The organism is Streptomyces sp. H27-C3, from assembly GCF_030063415.1.
Lineage (GTDB): Bacteria > Actinomycetota > Actinomycetes > Streptomycetales > Streptomycetaceae > Streptomyces.
In genome coordinates, this window is record NZ_JASITA010000056.1 from 1 (window position 1) to 21,239 (window position 21,239).

Sequence of the window (21,239 nt, forward strand, 5' to 3'; positions counted from 1 at the left end):
CCCCGGGGGGGCCCCCCCCAACCGCCGCGTCTGAGCTCTCCCTAGACCCCGGGCAGGCGGGGTTCGTCGCCCTCGTCACCCTCGCCGGGCGGCGGTGAACTGGACGTCGTGGGATCGGGGCTCAGGGTCCCGCTCGGCGACGTCGGCGGCGTGCTCGGCTTCGTCGGCGGCGGGCTGCTCGGGGTCGACGGGGTCGGGCTCGGTGTACGGGTCGGCGGCGGGCTGCTCGGGGTCGACGGGGTCGGGCTCGGTGTACGGGTCGGCGCCGGGGGGGCGGTCGGCGCTGGGCTGTAGGTGTCGTCGGGGTCGATCTCCAGGTCGAAGTCGGCGTTGGAGCCGCCGTTCAGGGCGCCGAGCGTGTAGTCGGCCCAGATCTTGGCGGGGAAGCCGCCACCGTTGGCGCGGCCCGAGTTGGCCGTGCCGGTCAGCGTGACCTGCTTGCCGCCGTCGGCGGACTCGCCGAAGAGGGCGACCGCGGTGCTCAACTCGGGGGTGTAGCCGACGAACCAGGCGGACTTGTTCAGCTCCGACGTACCGGTCTTGCCCGCCGCCCTGTAGGCGCTGCTGTTGGCCTCGTGGGCGGTGCCGTTCCGTACGACACCGGTCAGCACCTTGGTGACGCTGTCGGCCGTCGAGCGGCTGATCACCTGGCTGCCGATCGGGTCGGGCAGATCGACCTTGCCGCCCTCGCGGTCCTTGTGCTCCGCGGACTTCACGATGGACGGCAGGACCCTCTTGCCGTGGTTGTCGAGCGTCGCGTAGACACCCGCCATGTCCATCGTGCTGGCGCCCATCACACCGAGGGACATGGCGGGGCGCTCGTCGAAGCCGCCCTTGTCCTCCATGCCCATCTCCATCGCGGTGTCCTTGACCTCGCCCGGGCCCACGTCGGCGATCATCTGCGCGAAGACCGAGTTGACGGAGCTGTCCATGGCTTTCTGGACAGAGATGCGGCCGTACGACTGGTTGTTCTCGTTCTGCGGGGCGAACGCGGTGGCGCTGCCCTTCACGGGGCGCTTGCTGGTGCCGTCGTAGATCGTGTTGGGCGTTATCGGTACGCCGTCCTGGGTCTTGGCGTCGTTCTCCAGGGCGGAGGCGAAGACGACCGGCTTGAACGTCGAGGCCGGCTGGTAGTCGGAGCGGGTGGCGTTGGAGATCCAGTGCTTGGTGGCGTCCTGCCCGCCGTAGAGCGCGACCACCGCGCCGGTCTTGGGGTCAACCGAGGTCGCACCGGCCTGCAGCGTCGCGTCGACCTTGTTCTTCTTCCGGTCGAGCTTGGAGTCCAGCTGCTGCTTGACCGCCTGCTCCAGCTTCTTCTGCCGCTTCTCGTCGATGTTCAGGGTGATGTTCCAGCCACCCGCGTCGATCTCCGCCTCGCTGACGCCCTGCTTGCGCAGCTCGGCCTTCGCGGCCTGGATCATGTACCCCTTCTGGCCCTCCTGACCGGGGGCGCCCTTGGGCTGCTGCGGCTTGGGGAACGTCAGGCCGGAGCGCTTGCCCTGGTCCAGCTCACCCATCTCGACCATGTTGTCGAGTACGTAGTTCCAACGCTCCTGGACCAGCTTCTTGCTGACCGGGCCCGCCGTCGACCAGTCGTACTGGCTGGGGGCCTGGAGCAGCGCGGCGAGATAGGCGCCCTGCTGGACACTGAGCCTCTCGGCGTCGACACCGTAGTAGGCCTGGGCCGCGGCCTGGATGCCGTAGGCACCGCGGCCGTAGTAGCTGGTGTTGATGTACCCGGCGAGGATCTCGTCCTTGCCCCTCTTCCGGTCCACCTTGATCGAGATCACCAGCTCCTTGAGCTTGCGGGTGATCGTCTGGTCCTGATCGAGATAGTAGTTCTTCACGTACTGCTGGGTGATCGTCGAGCCGCCCTGCTTGCCCTTGCCGCTGATGGTGTTGATCAGGCCTCGGGCGGTGCCGCGAAAGTCGACGCCGGAGTCCTTGTAGAAGCCCTTGTTCTCGGCGGCGACGAAGGTCGACTGGACCTCCTTGGGGATCCGGTCGAGGCCGACGATCTCCCGGTTGATCTTGCCCGTACGGGCCATGATCTTGCCGTTGCCGTACTTGTAGACGTTGCTCTGCATCTCCGCCTGGGCGTTGGCCGCGGGCACGGGGACGTACATATAGAGCGCCGCGAAGGCCCCCATGGCGAGCAGGCACAGGCCGAAGAAAGTGCCGAGCAGCTTCTTGAACGTGAAGAAGCGGCGTATGCCTCCCGCCTTCTTCTTGGCCCGGCGCGCACTGCGCTTCCGGTCCTGTCTGGCTTCTGCTCGGCCCATTACTCCGTCGCTCCGCTCGTCGAGCCCCCTGATATCAGCTCAGAAAGCTAACACCGCACCTACGGACAAAGGGCGCCCGATCCGGTCTTTTCCGGACGTGACAATCAGCACCCGCCTCTCAGGAACCGACTCACGAGAGGGGTCCAAGGTTGCGAGACGGCTCGCAAAGGTTTACGACGACCTTCCCCTCCCCGCCCCTTCCCGTGACTGGGGCTCCGTCCCAGACCCCGGCCCTCAAGCGCCGGACGGGCTGGGTGGGGCGGAGCGAAAGGGCCGGGCGGCAGTTTCACCTCCCCTATGCACACTATGTATACACATCGCGTATAGTGCTCCGCATGTCAATCGGACACACCCTCCTCGGCCTGCTCGAAGCCGGCCCACGCCACGGCTACGACCTCAAGCGCGCCTTCGACGACAAGTTCGGTCAGGACCGGCCGCTGCACTACGGCCAGGTCTACTCGACCATGTCCCGGCTCCTCAAGAACGGCCTCGTCGAAGTCGACGGCATAGAGTCCGGCGGCGGCCCGGAGCGCAAGCGGTACGCGATCACCGACGCCGGGATCACCGACGTCGACCAGTGGCTCGCGCAGCCCGAGAAGCCCGAGCCGTACCTCCAGTCGACGCTCTACACGAAGGTCGTCCTCGCACTCCTCACCGGCCGCAGCGCCGCCGACCTGCTCGACGTCCAGCGCGCCGAGCACCTGCGTCTGATGCGCATCCTCACCGACCGCAAGCGCAAGGGTGACCTCGCCGACCAGCTCGTCTGCGATCACGCCCTCTTCCACCTGGAAGCCGACCTGCGCTGGCTGGAACTGGCCGCCGCACGCCTCGACAAGCTCGCCACGGAGGTACGGGCATGACTCCCGCCGGCTCGCTGCTCACCGCCGACAACCTGCACAAGGCGTATGGCCCCACCCCCGCCCTCGACGGCGCCCACTTCTCGATCCACCCCGGCGAGGTCGTCGCCGTCATGGGCCCATCGGGCTCCGGCAAATCGACCCTGCTGCACTGCCTGGCCGGGATCGTCACGCCGGACTCGGGCACCATCACGTACCAGGGCCAGGAGCTGTCCTCCATGCCCGACGCGCAGCGCAGCGCACTGCGCCGCAGCGACTTCGGGTTCGTCTTCCAGTTCGGCCAGCTCGTCCCGGAGCTGACCTGCGTGGAGAACGTGGCGCTCCCCCTGCGCCTGAACGGCGTCAAGCGCAAGGAGGCCGAGCGCGAGGCCCTGCGCTGGATGGAGCGCCTGGAGGTCGACGACCTCGGCCACAAGCGCCCCGGCGAGGTCTCCGGCGGCCAGGGCCAGCGCGTCGCCGTCGCCCGCTCCCTCGTCTCGTCGCCGCGCGTGCTCTTCGCGGACGAGCCGACCGGCGCGCTGGACTCCCTCAACGGCGAGCGCGTCATGGAGCTGTTCACCGAGGCCGCACGGTCGGCCAACGCCGCCGTCGTCCTGGTCACGCACGAGGCGCGGGTCGCCGCCTACTCCGACCGCGAGATCGTCGTACGCGACGGAAAGTCCCGCGACCTGGAGTACTCCGCATGACGCTCCTCGACCAGCGGCCCGCCTCCGACGCTCCCCCCGCCCCGGCCGCGCCCACCGGCCCCGCCGTCTGGCTCCGCGACCTCGCCCTCGGCATCCGCTTCGCCGTCTCCGGCGGGCGCGAGGGCTGGGTCCGTACGGGGCTGACCGCCGTCGGCGTCGGCCTCGGCGTAGGTCTGCTGCTCGCCGCCGCGTCCGTGCCCTCGCTCTCCGAGACCCGGCTGGAGCGCACCAACGCCCGCGTCGCCACCAGTTCGGAGATGGACCAGCCCAAGGCCTCCGACACCACCGTGCTCTGGGGCTTCGCCGGCACCGAGTTCCGCGACTCGATGATCGACGGGCGGTTCCTGCGCGCGGACGGCGGAAATCCGGTCCACCCGCCCGGCACCACCGGCGTTCCCCGCCCCGGCGAGATGTACGTGTCCCCCGCGCTCAGGGACCTGCTCGGCTCCGCCGATGGCAAGCTGCTGCGGGAGCGTCTTGACGAGCGCATCGTCGGCACGATCGCCAATCCCGGCCTGGTCTCCCCGAACGAACTCCTCTACTACGCCGGCAGTTCGACGCTCACCCCCGACACCGGCGGCTACCGGACCACGGGTTACGGCGGGGACGCGAAGCACGAGCCGATGGACCCCGTCCTGGTGGTCGCGATCATCCTGATCTGTGTGGTGCTGCTGGTGCCGGTGGCCATCTTCATCGCCACCGCCGTGCGGTTCGGCGGCGAGCGGCGCGACCGCAGGCTGGCCGCGCTGCGCCTGGTCGGCGCGGACATCCGGATGACCCGGCGGATCGCCGCCGGTGAGGCCCTGTCCGGCTCGGTGCTCGGCCTGGTCGTCGGCGTCGCCGTCTTTCTGGCCGGCCGTCAACTCATGGGCGGCGTACAGATCTGGCGCTTCAGCGCCTTCCCCCAGGACCTCACCCCCGTCCCGGCGCTCGCCGCGCTGGTCGCCGTCGCGGTGCCCACGGCGGCCGTCGCCGTGACGCTCTTCGCCCTGCGTTCGGTGGCCATCGAGCCGCTGGGCGTCGTACGCAACAACCGTGCCCGCTCCCGCCGGCTGTGGTGGCGGCTGCTGGTGCCCGTCGCGGGCATGGCGGTACTGCTGATGGCCGGCACCGTCGACGAGCAGACCCAGACCGTTGATCCGTACCCCATCGCGGGTGGCGCGGTACTCGTACTGATCGGGCTCATCCTGTTGCTGCCCTGGCTCGTGGAGGCCGTGGTGGCCCGCCTCGGCGGCGGGCCGGTCCCCTGGCAGCTGGCCACCCGCCGGCTCCAGCTGAGCAGCGGCACGGCCGCCCGCGCGGTCAGCGGCATCACGGTCGCCGTCGCGGGCGCCATCGCGATGCAGATGCTGTTCGCCGCGATCCAGGACGACTTCACCAGGGTGACCGGCGAGGACCCGTCCAGGGCCCAGATCAGCGTCAGGGCGGAGGTCGCCAATGGCGAACTGGCGAACCGGATGATCGAGGACTTCCGCGACACGAAGGGTGTTCAGAGGGTCATCGGCACTGTCCAGACGTTCGTGGTCCGGCCGGGCAACGGCACGGTGAACGGCGTCCCGCCCACCTCTACGCTGACCATCGGCGATTGCGCGACCCTGCGTGAGCTGGCCCGTATCGACTCGTGCAAGGAGGGCGACACCTTCGTCGCGCACAGCGAGGACACCGAGCAGAACGACTGGATCGACGAGACCGCGCGAATCGGCAAGCCGGTGAACCTCAACCCGTTCACGAAGGAGAACGGTTCGAAGCCGGTGCTGTGGACCCTGCCCAAGTCGACCCGGACGGTGAAGGTCAGGCCCGACCCGTCGGGCGACGTCTACGACGGCATCTACGCAACGGCGGGCGCGGTCGACCCGGCGGGACTGCCGGAGGCGACGACGCGCGCCCAGGTCCAGGTCGACCCGAAGGTGGCCGACGCGGCGGAGTACGTACGCAACACCGCCGCCCGGATCGGCCCCGACCTGCGGGTCTCCACGATCCAGGCGACCGAGCGCGACAAGCAGTACGCGAGCGTCCAGACCGGACTGCTGGTCGGCGCGAGCGCGACGATGATGCTGGTCGCCGCGAGCATGCTGGTCTCGCAGCTGGAGCAACTGCGGGAGCGCAAACGGCTGTTGTCGGCGCTGATCGCGTTCGGCACGCGTCGCACCACCCTCGGCTGGTCCGTGCTGTGGCAGACGGCGGTCCCGGTGCTCCTCGGTCTGGCGGTGGCGATCGCCGGTGGTCTCGCGCTCGGCGCGGCGCTGCTCAGGATGATCAACAAGCCGGTGAGCGACTGGCTGGTGTTCCTGCCCTTCGCGGGCGCGGGCGCGGCGCTGATCCTGACGGTGACGCTGCTCAGCCTGCCGCCGCTGTGGCGCATGATGCGGCCGGAGGGGCTGCGGACGGAGTGAGGTGGGGGCGAGTGCGGGGTACGGGGTGCCTGCGGCGCTGTTCCCCTACCCGCCCCTTCCCGTAACTGGGGCTCCGCCCCAGACCCCGGTCCTCAAACGCCGGACGACTGGAGTGGGCGGGGCGGGAACGCGGGGCGGCCCCACCGCCGGTCTCGGCCCTCAAACGCCGGACGGGCCGAAATGGGCGGGGGCGGGGCGCAGCTCGGCCTCCCGGACCTCGGCCCTCCGGACGGGCTGAAGATGCGCAGCACCCGGGAAGAATTCAGCACATCCGGCGATCGAGGACACGCCCGAGGGCGTCCAGGGGTTCGGGGCCTGCCCCGGCTTCGGGAAGGGGCGGGTAGGGGACAAGCCCCGCGCAGCGCCCCCCACCCGCCCCCCACCACCCGCACCGGAAGCTCCGCCATCGCCCCCCGCAGCGCCTGCGCGAACGCCTCGAACTCGCCCTGGCGCGCCGCCCCCGACCGCGTCGCCAGCGCGACCCGCCGCGACGGCGCCGGATCGGCGAAGTACCCGGTGACCAACTGGTCGTTGCGGTCGGTCTCGACCCGTACCGCCGTGCGCGGCAGCAGTGTCACGCCGAGGCCGCCCGCCACCAGTTGGACCAGTGTGGAGAGCCCGGCCGCGGTGGTCGTCACGGGTGCGCCGTCCACCCGGCCCGCCTCACGGCAGATGTCGAGCGCCTGGTCGCGCAGGCAGTGCCCCTCGTCGAGCAGCAGCAGATGCAGCTCACCCAGCGCGGTGCGCGGAATGTCCGAACGGCCGCCCAGCCAGTGGTCCTTGGGCGTGACCAGCACGAAGTCCTCGTCGAACAGCGGCAGTTCGGTCACCCCGGGGACGCCGAGCGGCACCGCGAGCAGCAGCAGATCGAGCCGGCCGGCCGCCAGCCCCTCCAGGAGCGAGGACGTCTGCTCCTCGTGCACCTGGAGATCCAGGTCCGGATAGCGCTCGTGCACGAGCCTGAGGACCGTCGGCAGCAGATACGGCGCCACCGTCGGAATCACCCCGAGCCTGAGTATCCCGGTGAAGGGGGCCCGTACCGCCTCGGCCTCCTCAAGCAGCTCCCCGACCGCGTCGAGCACCGCCCCGGCCCGCACCGCGAGCCGCTCGCCCGCCGGGGAGAGCAGCACTTTGCGCGTCGTACGCTCGACGAGCTGCACGCCCAGCGTCTCCTCCAGCGCCGAGACGGCCCCGGACAGGGCCGGCTGGCTGGTCCCGATCGCGGCGGCGGCGTCGCGGAAGTGCAGGTACTCGGCCACGGCGACGAACGCCCGCAGCTGCGACAGACTGGGCTGCTTGCCCCTATGTACGATAGCCACTGATAGGCACCTCCGATCACGTCGAGCAAGTCTAGCTATTTCTGCGATCAATGCCTCCTATGTCAGTCTGGGGATCCGTCCACACCCCAGGAAATCGCCCAAACGGGATTTCCTTCGCTGCAAGGAGAGCGCGTGCTCACTGTTGGTGACAAGTTCCCCACGTACGACCTCACTGCCTGTGTCTCCCTGGAGACCGGTCAGGAGTTCGAGCAGATCAACCACAAGTCCTACGAGGGCAAGTGGCGTGTGGTCTTCGCGTGGCCCAAGGACTTCACCTTCGTCTGCCCCACCGAGATCGCCGCGTTCGGCAAGCTGAACGAGGAGTTCGCGGACCGCGACGCGCAGATCCTCGGCTTCTCCGGTGACTCCGAGTTCGTGCACCACGCCTGGCGCAAGGACCACCCGGACCTGACGGACCTGCCCTTCCCGATGCTGGCGGACTCCAAGCACGAGCTCATGCGTGACCTCGGCATCGAGGGCGAGGACGGCTTCGCGCAGCGCGCCGTCTTCATCGTCGACCCGAACAACGAGATCCAGTTCACGATGGTGACCGCCGGCAGCGTGGGCCGTAACCCCAAGGAAGTTCTTCGGGTTCTCGACGCCCTGCAGACCGACGAGCTGTGCCCGTGCAACTGGACCAAGGGCGAGAACACCCTTGACCCGGTCGCGCTCCTGTCGGGCGAGTGACCGCGATGTCCCTCGACGACCTCAAGTCCGCAGTACCGGACTACGCCAAGGACCTCCGCCTGAACCTGGGTTCGGTCATCGGCAACAGTGACCTCCCGAAGCAGCAGCTGTGGGGCACCGTGCTGGCCTGCGCGATCGCCTCGCGCTCGCCGAAGGTGCTCCGCGAGCTGGAGCCGGAGGCCAAGGCCAACCTCTCCCCCGAGGCGTACACCGCCGCCAAGTCGGCCGCGGCCATCATGGCGATGAACAACGTCTTCTACCGCACGCGTCACCTCCTCTCCGACCCGGAGTACGGGACGTTGCGCGCCGGTCTGCGGATGAACGTCATCGGCAACCCGGGCGTGGAGAAGGTCGACTTCGAGCTGTGGTCGCTCGCCGTCTCCGCGATCAACGGCTGCGGCCAGTGCCTCGACTCGCACGAGCAGGTCCTGCGCAAGGCCGGTGTCGAGCGCGACACCGTCCAGGAGGCCTTCAAGATCGCCGCGGTGATCCAGGCCGTCGGCGCGACCGTCGACGCCGAAGCGGTCCTCGCGGAATAGTCGCGGCAGTACGTCGTACGTCGAAGGGCCCGCAGACAGCCTGTCTGCGGGCCCTTCGCGCGTTCCTGGGCGGGCGAAGGGCCCGTTGTCGCCTCAGCGCTTGAGCGCGTCCATGAGGTCCCGGGCGTCCCTGACCATCAGTGGCCGGAGGGAGGCCACGTCCACGGTCTCGGCTCCTCCTGCTCAGGCTCGGAGATCATTCCTGCTCCGCCGCCCGGTCCGCCACTCCCTCGACCGGAGCCGGAGTGGTCGCCACCGCGACGGCCGTCGCACCGTGCGGCTGCGGGGCCGCGCGCAGGGCCGCCTCGTTGCCGTAGGCCCGCAGATAGCCGACCACCGTATTGGTCACCGCCACCAGCGGCACCGCGACCACCGCGCCGCCGATACCGGCGACCAGGCCGCCCGCCGCGACGGACAGGACGACGGCCAGCGGGTGTACGCGGACCGCTCGGCCGAGGATGAACGGCTGGAGCACATGGCCCTCGATCTGCTGCACCGCCAGCACCACGGCCATCACCATCAGCGCGGTGAACGGGCCCTGGGTGACGAGCGAGACCACGATGGCGAGAGCCCCGGACATCACCGCTCCGACGAGCGGGATGAAGGCGCCGAGGAAGATGAAGACGGCGAGCGGCACGGCCATCGGGACATCCAGGAAGTAGAGCCCCAGCCCGATGAAGATCGCATCGATCATGGCCACTATCACCGTGCCGCGTACGTACGCGGTGAGCGTGCGCCACGCGCGCGGCCCCGCCCCCGCGACACCGGGCCGGGCCTGGGCGGGAACCAGCTTGAGGCTCCACTCCCAGATGCGCTTGCCGTCGTACAGCAGGAAGAGCGTCGAGAACATGGCGAGCAGGATGCCGGTGAGGAACTCCACCATCACGGTGACGCCCTGCAGGCCCGCCGAGGTGATCTCCTCGGTGTTGGTGCCCACCGCGTCGCTCAGGTTCTTCGCGATGTCGTTGATCTGATCCTCGGTCACATGGAACGGGCTGTTGAGGAGCCAGCGCTTGAGCTCCTCGATGCCGTCCCTGAGCCGGTCGGAGAGGTTGTCGATGTTCTCCATGACCTGCCACACCACGAACCAGCCGACCAGGCCCATGACAACGAAGCCGAGGCACGCGGTGACGGCGGTGGCGAGGCCGCGCGGCAGCCCCACTCTCCGGAGCCGGGCGACGGTGGGCTGGAGCATCGCGGTGACGAGCAGGGCCGCGACGAAGGCGAGGACCACCAGCTGCACGGAGCTGATGATCTTCATCAGCACCCAGAGCGTGCCTGCCAGTACGAGCAGCCGCCAGCCGGCCTCGGCCGCGACGCGCATCCCCCACGGGACAGCCGCGACAGGATCGGGCCTGGCCGCTACGGCGGGGGCGTAGTCGGGGGGAGCGGGGACGTGTTCGACACCGGCCGCCGCGTCCGCGGGCGCGGCGTGCGACCCAGGGGTGATCAACGGGTCTGCGTCGGCGTCCGCCTCGGCCCGGCGCTCGTCCAGGCGTGCCCCCATCCGGGTCAGCCCGTCACCCACCCGACCGATCCATCCTGGCACTTTCGACATGATTGATCCTCTTCCCCCACCACTCCGCTGGGGGAGTTGGTCGGACCCGACCGTACACGGGGAGAGCCCCCCACCACAGGACGGTGAAGGGCTCAGCCGAGTTGAGCGTCAGGGGAACTGATGCCCGTACTAGTACCAGTTATTCGCCTGCCAGAACTGCCACGCGCCACAGGGGCTGTCATAGCGCTCGTTCATGTAGTTGAGGCCCCACTTGATCTGCGTGGCCGGGTTGGTCTGCCAGTCGGCACCCGCGGAGGACATCTTGGTGCCGGGGAGCGCCTGGACGAGACCGTACGCACCGGACGAGGGGTTGCTCGCCTTGTAGTTCCAGGTCGACTCGTGATTCACGATGTTGCTGAAGCACTGGAACTGGTCGCCGGGCACCATCTGGCGTGCCATGGCCTGGACCTCGGCCACGGAGTAGGAGCCCTGCGGGGAGAAGCTGGAAGCGTCACGGGAGGCGGAGCGGGAGGCGACCTGCGACTCCTCCTTCTCACGTTCCTTGGCTTCCTTGGCTGCCTTGGCGGCCTTGGCGGCCTTGGCCGCCTTCGCCTCGGCCTCCACCTTCTCCTCGGCGGATTCCTTCTTGGCCTTGGCGTCCTTGGCGGCCTGCAGTCGAGCCGATTCCTCGGCCGACTTCTTGGCAGTGGCGTCCGCGGCATAGGCCTGGGCGTCGGCCTGCTGCGTCAGGGACGCGGTCTGCACCTGGGCCTGCTGGCCGGCAGGGATGTCTGCGAGGAGCGTCGTGTCGGCTGCGGTCGCCTCGAAGTTGTCGTTCGAGGGCAGAGTGTCGCCCGAGGCGACGCCCACTACGGCGCCGACAGTGGTGACCGCGGTAGCCGAAGCCACGGCGAATCCCCGGACCGAAATCCGGCTCACACGGTTTCCTTCCAGCAGTGCCCGCTCGGGTGACCTCGCGGACGCAATCGTGCCCCTGACACTGGCCTCAACCTATCGCTAGGTCATGAGAGGCGCGGGCCCGTTGGACAACTCCCCTGCGGGGAGAGCCGTGTGGTGCTCGGGCGGCATACGACGAAGATTGTTGAGTGGTGCGGGCGTGTCGTATGCGGGGCCTGACGGAAGCAAGACTCTGCCGGAAGCCGACGCCGGGAAGCAATTCCCCGTTGCGTGTGAAAGCTCACACGCCGTTTACGCCGGAAGTTTTTCGGAAACGTACGCGCAGCGCGGCGCCGCCCGGCTATGCTCCTGCGCTTCGCCGGGCGGCGCCAACTACCTTTTGCCCTCAATGGGTTACCGAACGGGTTACCCATGGCCAGAGAGGGTCAGATCTGCCCTTCCTCCAGCATTTCGGTCACCAGCGCCGCGATCTGGGAGCGCTCGGACCGGGTGAGGGTGACATGCGCGAAGAGCGGATGGCCCTTCAACTTCTCGACGACGGCGACCACTCCGTCGTACCGGCCGACCCGCAGATTGTCGCGCTGCGCGACATCGTGGGTCAGCACCACCCGGGAATTCGACCCAATCCTGGACAGAACCGTCAGCAGGACGTTCCGTTCGAGTGACTGGGCCTCGTCGACGATCACGAACGCGTCGTGCAGCGAGCGACCCCGGATGTGCGTGAGCGGCAGCACTTCGAGCATGCCGCGCCCCAGCACCTCCTCGATCACCTCGCGACTCGCGACGGCCGAGAGCGTGTCGAAGACCGCCTGCGCCCAGGGGCTCATCTTCTCGGACTCGGAGCCGGGCAGATAACCGAGCTCCTGCCCGCCCACCGCGTACAGCGGGCGGAAGACCATCACCTTCTGGTGCTGGCGGCGCTCCAGCACGGCCTCCAGGCCCGCGCAGAGGGCCAGGGCCGACTTGCCGGTGCCTGCCCGGCCGCCCATCGAGACGATGCCCACCTCGGGATCGAGGAGCAGATCGAGCGCGATGCGCTGCTCGGCGCTGCGCCCGTGGATCCCGAAGGCCTCCCGGTCGCCCCGTACGAGCCTGATCGTCCCCTCCGATGTGACCCGGCCGAGCGCCTTGCCGCGCTCGGACTGGATCACCAGACCCGTATGGACGGGAAGGTCGGCGGCGGCCGGCTCGTACACCGTTTCCTCGGTGTAGAGCAGATCCACCTGCTCGGCGGAGAGCGACAGCTCCGACATCCCCGTCCAGCCGGAGTCGGTGACGGCGAGCTCGGCGCGGTACTCCTCGGCGAGCAGCCCGACCGAGGATGCCTTGATCCTCAGCGGCAGGTCCTTCGACACCACCGTGACGTCGAAGCCCTCGGCCTGGAGATTGCGCGCGACCGCCAGGATCCGCGAGTCGTTGTCCCCCAATCGATAGCCGGCCGGGAGCACGCCGGGATCGGAGTGGTTGAGCTCGACACGGAGGGTCCCGCCCAGGTCGCCCATCGGGATGGGGGCGTCGAGGCGTCCGTACCGCACCCGGCAGTCGTCGAGCAGGCGCAGGGCCTGCCTGGCGAAGTAGCCGAGCTCGGGATGGTGCCTCTTGGCCTCCAACTCCGTGACCACGACGATCGGGAGCACCACTTCGTGCTCGTCGAACCGGGCCATGGCGTTCGGGTCGGCCAGCAGGACGCTGGTGTCGAGAACGTAAGTGCGCCTGTCGGGCATGCGGCGCTTAGTACTTGTCACCACGGAAGGACGTACCCCCTCGGACGAGGTTGGGGTGCGACGACGTCGCGTGCCTTGGGACCGGGCTCGGGCCACGATGCGCGGGCCGAACTCCGGCCCTCCACGTCGTCCGTGCTCGGTACACGGTCTTCCTGGTGCAAAGGGCCTCCCGGGCGAGCGGTGTCTGCCGCTCACTGAGATGCGACGCCCGTGGACCGGACGTCTACCTGGAAGGGGTATTCCCTCGAACACGCGCTGCCATGCCACGGCATATGACATGCCGTGGGCCGAGGGGTGGACCGAGGGGTGGACCGAGGCTCCTGGGGTGGTGGGTCCGGGGCGGGCTCAGGTCCCGTAACGCCGGTGCCTGGCAGCGTAGTCGCGCAGCGCGCGCAGGAAGTCGACCTTGCGGAAAGCGGGCCAGAAAACTTCGCAGAAGTAGTACTCCGAGTGGGCGCTCTGCCAGAGCATGAAGCCCGAGAGACGCTGCTCACCGCTGGTACGGATCACCAGGTCCGGGTCCGGCTGGCCGCGCGTGTAGAGGTGCTCCGAGATGTGCTCGACGTCGACGATCTCGGCGACCTCCTCCAGCGAGGTGCCCTTGCCCGCGTGCTCCAGGAGGAGCGAGCGGACGGCGTCGGCGATCTCCTGACGGCCTCCGTAGCCCACCGCGACATTGACGAGTATTCCGTCATTGTTCATGGTGGCCTGCTCGGCCTCCTTGAGTACGGACTGGGTACGCGCGGGCAGCACGTCCAGCGTGCCGACGTGGTGGACGCGCCAGCGGCCGTCCGCCGCCAGGTCGGCCACCGCGCCCTCGATGATGCCGAGCAGCGGGGTCAGCTCCGCCTCTGGCCGGTCCAGGTTCTCGGTGGACAGCATCCAGAGCGTGACGACTTCGACGTCGGTCTCGGCACACCAGCCGAGCAGCTCCTGGATCTTGCTGGCGCCTGCCTTGTGCCCCTGCTCGGCGGTGCCGCCGGAGGCCTTGGCCCAGCGTCGGTTGCCGTCGAGGATGACACCGATGTGCTTGGGCACCTGATCGTGATCGAGGCGGCCTTCCACCCTGCGTGCGTAGAGCCTGTACACCAGGTCGCGCAGGTTCACTGGGTCTCACCTCATGGCTTCGTGCGGGTGCGGTCTTCCCCCGGGGAGCTGCGGCGCGCGCTCACGGCCCCTCGCCGCACGGCAGCCCCGAAGCCAGCCACACTACTGGGCAGGCGCAGCGGCGACCCAACCCGGTCTGTCACAAGTCCGTGATAAGGAGGGGATTGTGACTGATTCCGCTTCTTACCCCGCCGCCTCCGACCGCTACGACTCCATGGAGTACCGGCGCACCGGCCGCAGCGGACTCAAACTGCCCGCCATCTCCCTCGGCCTCTGGCACAACTTCGGCGACGACTGTGCGCTGGACAACCAGCGCGCGATCCTGCGCCGCGCCTTCGACCTGGGTGTGACCCACTTCGACCTGGCGAACAACTACGGCCCGCCGGCCGGTTCCGCCGAGCTGAACTTCGGCAAGCTCTTCGCGCAGGATTTCGCCGCTTACCGCGACGAGCTGATCATCTCGACCAAGGCCGGTTACCTGATGCACCCGGGCCCGTACGGCGAGTGGGGGTCGCGCAAGTACCTGCTGTCCTCGCTCGACGCCTCGCTGTCGCGGATGGGCCTCGATTACGTCGACATCTTCTACTCCCACCGCTTCGACCCCGAGACCCCGCTCGAAGAGACGATGAGCGCGCTCGCGTCGGCAGTCCGGAGCGGCAAGGCGCTGTACGTCGGCGTCTCCTCCTACAACGCGGAGCAGACCGCCGAGGCGGCCCGGCTGCTCAAGGAGATGGGCGTTCCGGCCCTGATCCACCAGCCCTCGTACTCGATGATCAACCGCTGGACCGAGGACGACAAGCTGCTCGACACCCTGGAGACGGCCGGTATGGGCTGCATCTCCTTCGTGCCGCTCGCGCAGGGCCTGCTCACCGGCAAGTACCTGAAGGGCATCCCGGAGGGCTCACGGGCCACACAGGGCAAGTCGCTCGACCCGGACCTGCTCTCCGACGAGGTCGTCCGTCGGCTGAACGGGCTGAACGACATCGCGTCCCGGCGTGGCCAGTCGCTGGCCCAGCTGGCGCTGTGCTGGGTGCTGCGGGATCCGCGGATGACGTCAGCGCTGATCGGGGCGTCCAGCGTCAAGCAGCTGGACGAGAATGTCGCGGCGCTGAACGGATCGGCGCTGTCCGACGAGGAGTTGAAGGAGATCGACGCCTTCGCGGTCTCCACCCCCGGCACCAACATCTGGGCCGGACGCGGCTGACGGAAAAAAACGGGCCGGTCCATGGGGGGGATATGGACCGGCCCGAGGGGGGGTTCCCACCATAACCCTTCGTAAAGGGTGCTCGGTGCCACGCCATGCCGTAAGCCCCCTACGAATTATTGCGTTGGAGGCCGAGCGATCTTCGTGAGCCCAGTCGGCCCTAGGGCCGAGGCCCGGTCCCGGGTCTCCGCACGGGGTGCGGGGAGTCCGCCCGGCCGGGTAAACCGAACGGCGCCGACTTGACGCTCCGCTTACGGCTGCCGCTCCTGTGTTGCGTTTGCTCTGTGTTTCCGTGTGTTTCCGTGTGTTTCCTGTGTGACTACGCGGCGTCCCGCTGCTTGGCGGCGAGGATCTGCTCCATGTACTCCTCGGCCCAGCCGGTGAGGGATCCCGGTGTGGTGAGGTTCGTGCGGTGAGATTCGTACAGCGAGGTTTGTGAGGCGACGTTCGCGCAGTGACGTTCGTACAGCTACGGATGCCGACGTCAGGAACGGCGCAGCAGGGTCACTCCGTCGCGGACGGCCACGACCCGGTAGCCGTGCTCGCGCCGGGCCGAGACCAGTTCGGCCTGCTGCCGGCCGAGCGAGTACGGCCAGTGGCCCGTCGGGTAGGGCCAGGCGTCCGGCGCACGGCGGTCATGGATGATCCACTCGGCGGTGGGCGCCGGCAGCCGCTTCACCCGGTACCGATAGAGCCGCCCGCCGATCGGGAAGGTCGGGAAGATCACCACTTCGCAGCGTGAAGTGAGCTGCGGGGCTAGGCGGTTGGAGGCTGCGACGGTCGCGCCGTCCGGGATCCTGGCCAGCAGGGCGCGGGCCGCCCCGACGTGCGCGGTGGTACTCCAGGTGGCGCGGTGAAGGAGCTGGGCGAGCGGGAACGACGGCAACAGCACCACCGTCACGGCCAGCACGGTGGCGAGCGAGGCGCGGACGTGGCGGGGCCCCAGCGGATGGTCGTTGCGTCGCCACTGGGCGAGGGCGTCGATCAGTCCGGCGAAGACGATGGGCATCAGGACGGCGCTGTAGTGGAAGGCCGTGCCCCAGTGGAAGCCGTTCTGCGAGAGCATCCGCCAGCCGAGTGTCGGCACGGCGAGCAGGGCCAGCGGCGAGCGCAGCGCGAGCAGCGCGGACGGGGCGAACACCAGGACCAGCGTCATGGCCTTGATGTCGGGTCTGAGGGCGTCGAGCGGGGCGAAGGCGAGGGTGGCGAGCAGCGAGCCGTGCGCGCCCTCGCCCAGGTTGCCGCCGTGCGCGTACGAGCCTCCCGGGTTGAAGGCGGGCAGCAGCAGCTTGATCTCGATCAGCGAGCCGAGCAGGCCGGCGGCGGCGGTCGTGACACCGAGGCGGCGCGGGCCCTTCCACGCGACGTAGGCACCGATCGCGGCGAGGGTGAGGCCCAGGTCCTCCTTGATCAGCAGGAGGGGCGCCGCCGAGGCGACCGCGTGGCGCCATCGCTGCCTGCCCAGCGCCTCCAGGGCGAAGGCCAGCAGCGGCACGGCGAGCACGACCTCGTGGAAGTCGAAGGCGGCGGCCGAGGCGATGCCCCAGCTCGCGCCGTACCCGAGGGCGACGACATGGGCGGCGCGCCGGCCGAGGACGCGCAGCGCCCAGCGGGCAAGGGGGACGACGGTGAGGGCGAGCAGCGCGGACTGGGCGACGAGCAGGCACAGCGGGGACGGCCAGAGCCGGTAGAGCGGGGCGAAGACGACGAGCGCTGGGTGGAAGTGGTCGCCCAGCAGATTGAACCCTTCGCCGCGCAGGGGGACGACGGGGGCGCTGAGTTGGGAGTAAGCGCGGATGGCCTGCTCGAAGATGCCGAGGTCGTAGCCGGTGGTCCTGAGCAGCTGATGACGCCGCACGGCCACGGCGGCGTACAGCAGGAACAGCGCTCCGGCCCAGACCCAGGGAAGGGGGAGGCGGGGTCGGGCGGTGGGATGCGCGGGGGCGGGGGCGGAGGTCTCCGCGCTCAGCACCGCCCCGCCGTCATAGATTGTCCGCATAGGTCCGGATATTAGGCCGGGGACGGGGGCGTACGGAGGAGGCGGGTCGGAGGGGCGTGGGGGTGTGCGTGGGGGCGGGGCAGGCAGGTACAGGCAGATGCAGGTTGCCTGCGGCGCTGGTCCCCCACCCGCACCGCACCCCTTACGACCTCCCCCGCGATAGGGAGCGGGCTCCCGGCGTCCTGCGACTCCGCTCGCTGATCCACTCCCTACCGCGGGGGAGGTCGTTACCCCGCCGCCTCAGTACCGCAGCGCCGCCGCCACCCCGCCCGCGTCCTTGAGCGTCTCGTCCGGGACGAAGACGACCTTGCCGTCCGCGCCGAGGACCGTCTCGACGAGCGAGTCGATGATGTCCTCCTCCGCGCCACGCGTCCCCTCCGCGTCCCCCACATCGAGCAGCGTCAGGGTCGCCCGTTCCGCCCCCTCGACCGTGTCGGGGCGCGCGGTGACGCGCAGGCCCTCCTCCACCACCAGCAGGGACACCCGGCTCTCGCCCGCCGCCTGCCACAGACTCTGGACACCGCTCGCGTAGCGCCGCCCGCTGCGGGCCTCGTCCAGGGCGTGCAGCGCGCCCTTCGCGTCCGCCTCGGTGAGCGTGTGCCGGGCGGGAGCGAGCTGGGTGGCCAGCTCGGGCGCCGTGGCATTCAGCAGCCCGCCGACCTCCACCTCGGCGGCCAGCGCCTGCCCGTGCCTGCTGACCTCACGGAACGTCGCGATGTGCTGGCGCAGGCCGACCAGGATCACGGGCAGCCCGTTCTCGCCCTGGAGCAGCGGAGTGAGCAGCTTGTCGGCGTCGCTGAGCATGTTGCGGCAGTCCTGGTTGGCCCCGTGGTCGCCCTCCCGGTTGGGCGGCCCGTCCCGCTCGACGCCGGAGGTGATCACCGGGAAGCCGCTGTCGCGGTCCTCGGTGACCCGCTCGCCCTCCCCGCGCCACAGCCGCACCTCGCCCGAGCTGAGGACCAGGGCCAGATACGGCCGCTCGCGCGCCGCCGCTGCGACGAGGTTGCGGGTGAGGTACGTCGTACCGACGACGATGCGTTCGGGCACGTCCGTGCCGAGCACATACGCCGCGTTCTCGTCGTGCGAGGCGTGCACCACCAGGCCGTCGAGGAAGTGCTCGGGGTCGAGCCCGTCGGCGGCCTCGGTCAGCTGCCTGTTTACGGCGACGGCCTGGGCACGCGGCACATCGGGGTCGTCGGCAAGGCGCTTCGAAGCCTCGGCGAGGAGATTACGCAACCGGATGTGGTCCTGCTGGTTCTCCGGCCGGTGGCGGTGCGTCGGCAGCGTCACGGACGCCACCGGGTAGGGGCGGGGCTTGCGCAGTTCGGCGAGCAGTTCCGGGGTCGGGCGGGGCGACTGCGTCATCGGGGCACTCCTGGCTGCGGCTGCGGCTTCGGATAGCGGGCGGGCGGCCTCCCGCACTACCCGGCTTCTGCCAACTTCTCACGGTTGCGAAGTTGCCGCGATCGGTCGGCGCGGCACCTGCACGATCAGGCCAGGCCAGGCTCCGGGGGGCGGACCGGCCGCGGGGCGATCCGTTACGGTCCGCGGATGGGGCAATGGCGGGACGGAGCGGCGACATTGACGGTCGAGGGACGCGAAGGCAGCCCCCTGCCGCTGGAGATCGCGGCCTCCGCGCGGGCCCGGACGCGCGGTCTGCTCGACCGGGACGGGATCGTGGGCGCGATGCTGCTCAGCCCGGCCAGTTGTGTGCACACCGTACGGATGCGCTTCGCGATCGATGTGGCTTATCTGGACCGGGAGTTGCGGGTCATCGGGGTGCGGACGATGCGGCCCGGCCGGCTCGGCATGCCCCGCCCGCGGGCCCGGCACGTACTAGAGGCGGAGGCCGGCGCGCTGCTGCGATGGGGCCTGCGGCGCGGGGTACGGGTGGCGGTGCTGGCGGGCCCGGCGGGCGCCGCAGGGCCGTCCTGAGCCGAACTCGTCGCCGTCCTCACGTCCTTGCCCCCGCTCAGCCGAAGCGAGGCCCGTGTCCGGCGGCCGATGCGGCGGCGCAGCTCAGCGGCCATGGCGACCGACGCCGATCGCCATGGCCCCCGGTGGGGAGTGGTCACGACTGACGGAGAGCGCAAACAGCGTCGAGGTACCCCCTCGACGCAACCGGCGAGCCCATTGAACCTGGTCGCCCAGTTCACCGACCAGGCCCGGGTCGGGCTGGAGCGGAAGTCGGAGACGGTCCGTATCTTCATGATCTCCATGGCGATCTACTCCGACTTCCTCATCGAGGCCGGCTCCGGAATCCGTTGCCTGCTCGACCCGTCGGTGATCGAGCAGGCAACGGTGGCCGACCGAAGGCTCGCCCCGGACGCCCCCCATCCGCAGCGCGACCGGGCCACCCGACTGCCGGCGACGTTCTGATCCGCGGGCATCGTCGCGAGCATCGGCACCGACGACTGATCCACGAGGCGCCGGAGCTGCCGGAAATCTGCCCGCGCATGGCGATGCTCGACCCCGACGACCCCGACGACCCCAACTACTTCGACGAAGCCGACCAACCGGGTGACCCGGACCGGTCGGACTGGCCGGACACCGGATGAGCGCAAACAGCAGAAGACCGTCAACCCAGGGTTGACGGCCTGGGGGCGTCAACATACGGTTGACGCATGTCGAATCCAGCCCGCATGACGAATCCTGTCCGGCTCGACGACCTGATCGAAGCCATCAACAAGGTCCACCCCGACACCCTCGACCAGCTTTCCGACGCGGTACTCGCCGCGGATCACCTCGGCGACGTCGCCGACCACCTGATCGGTCACTTCGTGGACCAGGCGCGGCGCTCGGGCGCGTCCTGGACGGACATCGGCCGGAGCATGGGCGTCACGAAGCAGGCCGCCCAGAAGCGCTTCGTCACCAAGGACTCCGCCGAACCGACCGACCTCGACCCCAGCCAGGGCTTCAGCCGGTTCACCGAGCGGGCCCGCAATGTCCTCGTCGCGGCCCACAACGAGGCCCGGGAGGCGCGGAACGCCGAGATCGGCCCCGTGCACCTCGCACTGGGTCTGCTCAGCGAGCCCGGCGCGATCGGCCCGGCCACGATCACCGCGCAGGGCGTCGGCCTGGACGCCGCCCGCCAGGCCCTGACCGCCGCGCTGCCGTCGCCGACGACGGACGAGGTGCCCGAGCTCATTCCGTACGACGCACAGGCCCGCAAGGCGCTGGAGCTCACTTTCCGGGAGGCGTTGCGGATGGGGCACAACTACATCGGGACCGAGCACATCCTGCTCGCCCTGCTCGAATTCGAGGGCGGCACCGGCCCACTCACCGGCATCGGCATCAACAAGGCCGCCGCCGAAACGCACATCGCGGGCGCGATCTCCGCCGCCGTCGCCGCCGCGCACAACCAGTAGGGCTGAGCAGAGCGAAGCGAACGGAAACAGTCCCGGCGGACCGGAGCGACGGCCCGGCGGGCCTCTTGCCGGTAGTTTTCGGCCAGTTCGGCGACGAGGTCGTCCCGGCCGGAGGCGATCGCGGCGTTGACCTTCGCCACATAGGCATCGTGCAGCAGCCGCGCCCGGTGGTCCGGGGTGCCGGTGGGGACGGTCATCGCGCCACCGGGATCTCGACGAGGTCGGTGTAGACGCTCCTGCCCGCCGCACGGGCCTGCTCGATCATCATGTCCGCGCCCGCCGACGGGCCGCCGATCCGCAGCGCCGCGTCACAGCGGGCCAGCAGCCGCTCGGACGCCGGGTGGAAGATCTCGTCGAAGACGGCGTCCCCCGGGCGGGTGCTGCCGGCGACCTCCAGCAGGGGGAGGGCCAGCGCCTCGCCCGTCACCGGGAGGTGCCCGGCACGGAAGAGGCTCAGGGCCATCTCGTTCATCGCCCTTACACGCGCAACGAGTTGAGCCGGGTCGTCGCCGGTGCCGGACCGGTAGGGACCGGCGACCAGGATCATCAGCGGACGCGGGCCGGTGGAAGCAGTGGGGTCGACGAGGACAGCCGGGACAGCGCGCACAACATCACTCCGCAGTCGTCTACTCGGGTACTCATCCGCTCGGGCACTCGG

17 protein-coding genes and 1 pseudogene are annotated in these 21,239 nt (G+C 69.8%); 9 read left to right on the forward strand and 9 right to left on the reverse strand.

From position 1 onward, the window contains the following. Positions 1 to 41: 41 nt before the first annotated feature. On the reverse strand, positions 42 to 2,282 hold the full coding sequence (locus QMK30_RS34695) for a transglycosylase domain-containing protein (protein WP_283522327.1): 2,241 nt from the start codon (positions 2,280 to 2,282) through the stop codon (positions 42 to 44). A 335-nt stretch (positions 2,283 to 2,617) separates the two neighbouring features. Between QMK30_RS34695 and QMK30_RS34700 the strand changes: the two genes are divergently transcribed. From QMK30_RS34700 to QMK30_RS34710, 3 genes are read left to right on the forward strand one after another with little or no spacing between them, the layout of a single operon-like run. Further along, positions 2,618 to 3,142 carry a PadR family transcriptional regulator gene (locus QMK30_RS34700; RefSeq protein WP_283522328.1) on the forward strand — a complete coding sequence of 175 codons (525 nt, stop codon included), beginning with the start codon at positions 2,618 to 2,620 and terminating at the stop codon, positions 3,140 to 3,142. Continuing rightward, positions 3,139 to 3,825 carry an ABC transporter ATP-binding protein gene (locus QMK30_RS34705; RefSeq protein ID WP_283522329.1) on the forward strand — a complete coding sequence of 229 codons (687 nt, stop codon included), beginning with the start codon at positions 3,139 to 3,141 and terminating at the stop codon, positions 3,823 to 3,825. The genes QMK30_RS34700 and QMK30_RS34705 overlap by 4 nt, the downstream gene beginning before the upstream one ends. After that, a complete protein-coding gene (locus QMK30_RS34710) occupies positions 3,822 to 6,218 on the forward strand; it encodes an ABC transporter permease (RefSeq protein WP_283522330.1) in 2,397 nt (798 codons plus the stop codon). The genes QMK30_RS34705 and QMK30_RS34710 overlap by 4 nt, the downstream gene beginning before the upstream one ends. A gap of 380 nt (positions 6,219 to 6,598) precedes the next feature. Here the strand turns inward: QMK30_RS34710 and QMK30_RS34715 are convergent. Further along, a pseudogene (locus QMK30_RS34715) lies at positions 6,599 to 7,537 on the reverse strand (hydrogen peroxide-inducible genes activator); the annotation flags it as partial. A 132-nt stretch (positions 7,538 to 7,669) separates the two neighbouring features. Between QMK30_RS34715 and QMK30_RS34720 the strand changes: the two are divergent. Beyond that, the gene (locus tag QMK30_RS34720) at positions 7,670 to 8,224 is read left to right on the forward strand and encodes a peroxiredoxin (RefSeq protein ID WP_283522331.1); all 555 of its coding nucleotides are present in this window, start codon (positions 7,670 to 7,672) and stop codon (positions 8,222 to 8,224) included. A gap of 5 nt (positions 8,225 to 8,229) precedes the next feature. Continuing rightward, the gene (locus QMK30_RS34725; protein WP_283522361.1) at positions 8,230 to 8,763 is read left to right on the forward strand and encodes an alkyl hydroperoxide reductase; all 534 of its coding nucleotides are present in this window, start codon (positions 8,230 to 8,232) and stop codon (positions 8,761 to 8,763) included. A 196-nt stretch (positions 8,764 to 8,959) separates the two neighbouring features. Here the strand turns inward: QMK30_RS34725 and QMK30_RS34730 are convergent, their stop codons facing one another. The 4 genes from QMK30_RS34730 to QMK30_RS34745 all read right to left on the reverse strand — a co-directional run bounded on the left by QMK30_RS34730 (position 8,960) and on the right by QMK30_RS34745 (position 14,010). Continuing rightward, entirely contained in the window at positions 8,960 to 10,321 is a 1,362-nt protein-coding gene (locus QMK30_RS34730) for an AI-2E family transporter (protein WP_283522332.1), read from the reverse strand. A gap of 129 nt (positions 10,322 to 10,450) precedes the next feature. Beyond that, the gene (locus QMK30_RS34735; protein WP_283522333.1) at positions 10,451 to 11,200 is read right to left on the reverse strand and encodes an aggregation-promoting factor C-terminal-like domain-containing protein; all 750 of its coding nucleotides are present in this window, start codon (positions 11,198 to 11,200) and stop codon (positions 10,451 to 10,453) included. A gap of 404 nt (positions 11,201 to 11,604) precedes the next feature. Beyond that, positions 11,605 to 12,927, reverse strand: a complete 1,323-nt coding sequence (gene phoH2, locus QMK30_RS34740) for an RNA 5'-3' helicase PhoH2 (RefSeq protein WP_283522334.1) — start codon at positions 12,925 to 12,927, stop codon at positions 11,605 to 11,607. A gap of 321 nt (positions 12,928 to 13,248) precedes the next feature. Beyond that, positions 13,249 to 14,010, reverse strand: coding sequence for an isoprenyl transferase (locus QMK30_RS34745; RefSeq protein ID WP_283522335.1), 762 nt, complete (start codon positions 14,008 to 14,010; stop codon positions 13,249 to 13,251). A gap of 166 nt (positions 14,011 to 14,176) precedes the next feature. Between QMK30_RS34745 and mgrA the strand changes: the two genes are divergently transcribed. Then, complete coding sequence (mgrA, locus tag QMK30_RS34750; RefSeq protein WP_283522336.1) at positions 14,177 to 15,214, forward strand: L-glyceraldehyde 3-phosphate reductase; 1,038 nt, start codon at positions 14,177 to 14,179, stop codon at positions 15,212 to 15,214. A 484-nt stretch (positions 15,215 to 15,698) separates the two neighbouring features. Here the strand turns inward: mgrA and QMK30_RS34755 are convergent, their stop codons facing one another. Beyond that, positions 15,699 to 17,213 (reverse strand): DUF2079 domain-containing protein, encoded by a 1,515-nt coding sequence (locus tag QMK30_RS34755; RefSeq protein ID WP_283522337.1) that lies wholly within the window; start codon positions 17,211 to 17,213, stop codon positions 15,699 to 15,701. A gap of 240 nt (positions 17,214 to 17,453) precedes the next feature. Next, a complete protein-coding gene (locus QMK30_RS34760; protein ID WP_283522338.1) occupies positions 17,454 to 18,578 on the reverse strand; it encodes a baeRF3 domain-containing protein in 1,125 nt (374 codons plus the stop codon). A 186-nt stretch (positions 18,579 to 18,764) separates the two neighbouring features. On the opposite strand from QMK30_RS34760, the gene QMK30_RS34765 reads away from it, so the two are divergent. The 3 genes from QMK30_RS34765 (at position 18,765) to QMK30_RS34775 (ending at position 20,581) form a co-directional block, all read left to right on the forward strand. Next, positions 18,765 to 19,148: a DUF192 domain-containing protein gene (locus tag QMK30_RS34765; protein ID WP_283522339.1), complete on the forward strand. Its 384-nt coding sequence runs from the start codon at positions 18,765 to 18,767 to the stop codon at positions 19,146 to 19,148. A gap of 198 nt (positions 19,149 to 19,346) precedes the next feature. Beyond that, entirely contained in the window at positions 19,347 to 19,592 is a 246-nt protein-coding gene (locus tag QMK30_RS34770; RefSeq protein WP_283522340.1) for a hypothetical protein, read from the forward strand. A 245-nt stretch (positions 19,593 to 19,837) separates the two neighbouring features. Next, positions 19,838 to 20,581 carry a Clp protease N-terminal domain-containing protein gene (locus QMK30_RS34775; RefSeq protein WP_283522341.1) on the forward strand — a complete coding sequence of 248 codons (744 nt, stop codon included), beginning with the start codon at positions 19,838 to 19,840 and terminating at the stop codon, positions 20,579 to 20,581. A 193-nt stretch (positions 20,582 to 20,774) separates the two neighbouring features. On the opposite strand, the gene QMK30_RS34780 is transcribed toward QMK30_RS34775, so the two are convergent. Next, complete coding sequence (locus tag QMK30_RS34780) at positions 20,775 to 21,188, reverse strand: DUF4406 domain-containing protein (protein WP_349362145.1); 414 nt, start codon at positions 21,186 to 21,188, stop codon at positions 20,775 to 20,777. Positions 21,189 to 21,239: the final 51 nt, after the last annotated feature.

Bases quoted from the DNA above. Each gene is read 5' to 3' on its own strand.
- QMK30_RS34765 (WP_283522339.1), top strand. From the start codon at position 18,765: ATGGGGCAATGGCGGGACGGAGCGGCGACATTGACGGTCGAGGGACGC.
- QMK30_RS34695 (WP_283522327.1), bottom strand. From the start codon at position 2,282: ATGGGCCGAGCAGAAGCCAGACAGGACCGGAAGCGCAGTGCGCGCCGG.
- QMK30_RS34775 (WP_283522341.1), top strand. From the start codon at position 19,838: ATGTCGAATCCAGCCCGCATGACGAATCCTGTCCGGCTCGACGACCTG.
- QMK30_RS34760 (WP_283522338.1), bottom strand. From the start codon at position 18,578: ATGACGCAGTCGCCCCGCCCGACCCCGGAACTGCTCGCCGAACTGCGC.
- QMK30_RS34725 (WP_283522361.1), top strand. From the start codon at position 8,230: ATGTCCCTCGACGACCTCAAGTCCGCAGTACCGGACTACGCCAAGGAC.
- QMK30_RS34710 (WP_283522330.1), top strand. From the start codon at position 3,822: ATGACGCTCCTCGACCAGCGGCCCGCCTCCGACGCTCCCCCCGCCCCG.
- QMK30_RS34705 (WP_283522329.1), top strand. From the start codon at position 3,139: ATGACTCCCGCCGGCTCGCTGCTCACCGCCGACAACCTGCACAAGGCG.
- QMK30_RS34700 (WP_283522328.1), top strand. From the start codon at position 2,618: ATGTCAATCGGACACACCCTCCTCGGCCTGCTCGAAGCCGGCCCACGC.
- QMK30_RS34730 (WP_283522332.1), bottom strand. From the start codon at position 10,321: ATGTCGAAAGTGCCAGGATGGATCGGTCGGGTGGGTGACGGGCTGACC.
- QMK30_RS34755 (WP_283522337.1), bottom strand. From the start codon at position 17,213: ATGCGGACAATCTATGACGGCGGGGCGGTGCTGAGCGCGGAGACCTCC.